Origin of the sequence: Microbacterium sp. LS_15 (genome assembly GCF_041954735.1) — a bacterium.
GTDB lineage: Bacteria > Actinomycetota > Actinomycetes > Actinomycetales > Microbacteriaceae > Microbacterium.
Window position 1 is genome coordinate 1 of sequence record NZ_JAVAYD010000027.1, and the last position, 3,692, is coordinate 3,692.

Below are 3,692 nucleotides of genomic sequence, written 5' to 3' on the forward strand. Positions count from 1 at the left end.
GTCTAAAAGGAGTCCGGCGGTGTCCTACTCTCCCACAGGGTCCCCCCTGCAGTACCATCGGCGCTGTGAGGCTTAGCTTCCGGGTTCGGAATGTAACCGGGCGTTTCCCTCACGCTATGGCCGCCGAAACACTATTGATGTTTCAATCGTTGCATAACGACAAAGTCTAGTTATGCGGTTCTCGACCGTACATCGAGAACCACTCAGTGGACGCAAGCACCAACGAACGGTGTGTTATCAAGTCATCGGCTTATTAGTACCAGTCAGCTGCACACGTTACCGTGCTTCCACATCTGGCCTATCAACCCAGTAGTCTGGCTGGGAGCCTCTCACCCGAAGGTATGGAAGTCTCATCTTGAGGCCGGCTTCCCGCTTAGATGCTTTCAGCGGTTATCCATCCCGAACGTAGCTAATCAGCGGTGCTCCTGGCGGAACAACTGACACACCAGAGGTTCGTCCAACCCGGTCCTCTCGTACTAGGGTCAGATCCTCTCAAACTTCCTACGCGCGCAGCGGATAGGGACCGAACTGTCTCACGACGTTCTAAACCCAGCTCGCGTACCGCTTTAATGGGCGAACAGCCCAACCCTTGGGACCTACTCCAGCCCCAGGATGCGACGAGCCGACATCGAGGTGCCAAACCATGCCGTCGATATGGACTCTTGGGCAAGATCAGCCTGTTATCCCCGAGGTACCTTTTATCCGTTGAGCGACAGCGCTTCCACAAGCCACTGCCGGATCACTAGTCCCGACTTTCGTCCCTGCTCGACCTGTCAGTCTCACAGTCAAGCTCCCTTGTGCACTTACACTCGACACCTGATTGCCAACCAGGTTGAGGGAACCTTTGGGCGCCTCCGTTACTTTTTGGGAGGCAACCGCCCCAGTTAAACTACCCACCAGGCACTGTCCCTGAACCGGATTACGGTTCGAAGTTAGATATCCAGAGTGACCAGAGTGGTATTTCAACAATGACTCCACATGAACTGGCGTCCATGCTTCACAGTCTCCCACCTATCCTACACAAGCCACACCGAACACCAATACCAAGCTGTAGTAAAGGTCACGGGGTCTTTCCGTCCTGCTGCGCGTAACGAGCATCTTTACTCGTAATGCAATTTCGCCGAGTTCGCGGTTGAGACAGTTGGGAAGTCGTTACGCCATTCGTGCAGGTCGGAACTTACCCGACAAGGAATTTCGCTACCTTAGGATGGTTATAGTTACCACCGCCGTTTACTGGGGCTTAAATTCTCAGCTTCGCCTTGCGGCTAACCGGTCCTCTTAACCTTCCAGCACCGGGCAGGCGTCAGTCCGTATACATCGTCTTGCGACTTGGCACGGACCTGTGTTTTTAGTAAACAGTCGCTACCCACTAGTCTCTGCGGCCACCACACCCTTTCCGGAGCAAGTCCGTATAAGTGGATGGCCCCCCTTCTCCCGAAGTTACGGGGGCATTTTGCCGAGTTCCTTAACCACGATTCTCTCGATCTCCTTGGTATTCTCTACCTGACCACCTGAGTCGGTTTGGGGTACGGGCAGCTAGAACCTCGCGTCGATGCTTTTCTTGGCAGCATAGGATCATCCACTTTTTATCCGCATCGTGTCTCAGCCTGTATGAGTCACGGATTTGCCTATGACTCGGCCTACGCACTTGCACCAGGACAACCATCGCCTGGCTTGGACTACCTTCCTGCGTCACACCTGTTAATACGCTAACCGCACCAGCATGGGGTCGTGCGCTAGGCCCACAGCGTCACCCCGAAGGGATCAGTCAGTGGGATTCAGACACTTAGCACTACTGGATTAGTTTGGGCGGTTCTTCGCCGGTACGGGAATATCAACCCGTTGTCCATCGACTACGCCTGTCGGCCTCGCCTTAGGTCCCGACTTACCCAGGGAAGATTAGCTTGACCCTGGAACCCTTGGTCTTTCGGAGGACGTGTTTCTCACACGTCTTTCGCTACTCATGCCTGCATTCTCACTCGTGTAGCCTCCACGGCTGGGTTACCCCGCCGCTTCGCTGGCCACACGACGCTCTCCTACCCATCAACACGGCTGGACCACGAAGGCCTACCAATAATGTCAATGCCACAACTTCGGTGGCGTGCTTGAGCCCCGTTACATTGTCGGCGCGGAATCACTTGACCAGTGAGCTATTACGCACTCTTTCAAGGGTGGCTGCTTCTAAGCCAACCTCCTGGTTGTCAGAGCAACTCCACATCCTTTCCCACTTAGCACGCGCTTTGGGACCTTAGTTGGTGGTCTGGGTTGTTTCCCTCTCGACTATGAAGCTTATCCCCCACAGTCTCACTGCTGCGCTCTCACTTACCGGCATTCGGAGTTTGGCTGACGTCAGTAACCTTGTAGGGCCCATCGGCCATCCAGTAGCTCTACCTCCGGCAAGAAACACGCAACGCTGCACCTAAATGCATTTCGGAGAGAACCAGCTATCACGAAGTTTGATTGGCCTTTCACCCCTATCCACAGCTCATCCCCTCAGTTTTCAACCTAAGTGGGTTCGGCCCTCCACGACGTCTTACCGTCGCTTCAGCCTGGCCATGGATAGATCACTTCGCTTCGGGTCTAGGACATGCGACTGAATCGCCCTATTCAGACTCGCTTTCGCTACGGCTACCCCACACGGGTTAACCTCGCCACATATCGCTAACTCGCAGGCTCATTCTTCAAAAGGCACGCTGTCACACCTACCAGGGGTGCTCCAACGGTTTGTAAGCAAACGGTTTCAGGTACTATTTCACTCCCCTCCCGGGGTACTTTTCACCTTTCCCTCACGGTACTTGTCCGCTATCGGTCATCTGGGAGTATTTAGGCTTATCAGGTGGTCCTGACAGATTCACACGGGATTTCACGGGCCCCGTGCTACTTGGGATACTCTTCGCGCCAAGCAAGGCATTTCGACTACGGGGTTGGCACCCTCTATGACCGGCCTTTCAAGACCGTTCGTCTATACCTTCTTGTAACGCCGCCACCTCGGCAGAGATGACTGAAAAGTCCCACAACCCCGAACGTGCAACTCCTGCCGGATATCACACACGCTCGGTTTAGCCTGATCCGGTTTCGCTCGCCACTACTAACGGAATCGCGGTTGCTTTCTCTTCCTGTGGGTACTGAGATGTTTCACTTCCCCACGTTCCCTCTACCCGCCCTATATATTCAGGCGGGAGTCACTAGGTCGGCACGCCGCCCAGCGGGGTTTCCCCATTCGGACACCCTCGGATCAAAACTTGCTTATCAGTTCCCCGAGGCTTATCGCAGATTGCTACGTCCTTCTTCGGCTCCAGATGCCAAGGCATCCACCGTTTGCTCTTAAAGACTTGAAATCACATGAGTTCGAATCAAAAACTCGACCCCACCCGAAGGCGGGATCAGAAATTGACTAATGATCTTTAAGATCATCTTGCGCAACAACCCGAAAGTTGTTGCAAGATGCTCGCGTCCACTGTGTAGTTCTCAAAGTACGGGCGGTACCCCTTCCCACTTCCCCGAACCGGGGAAACAACAAGAGGCCCAGAGGTACAGACCGAATCCCGAAAGATCCGCATCCGGTCCCTCAGGACCCAACAGCGTGCAGCCGCCTGCTTGCATCCCCCACCGTTCCAGATCCGAAGACCGTACTAACTGGAGTCAGCTGCGCTGACGGCATGTCAAATGTTCCACCCATGAGCTCCCAGCGA

General features: G+C 54.6%; 2 rRNA genes. Both read right to left on the reverse strand.

What is annotated here, in order from left to right:
• Positions 1-11 precede the first annotated feature (11 nt).
• Positions 12-128 (reverse strand): 5S ribosomal RNA (rrf, locus tag RAC69_RS16825).
• A 105-nt stretch (positions 129-233) separates the two neighbouring features.
• Positions 234-3,338: ribosomal RNA gene (locus tag RAC69_RS16830) — 23S ribosomal RNA — on the reverse strand.
• Positions 3,339-3,692 lie beyond the last annotated feature (354 nt).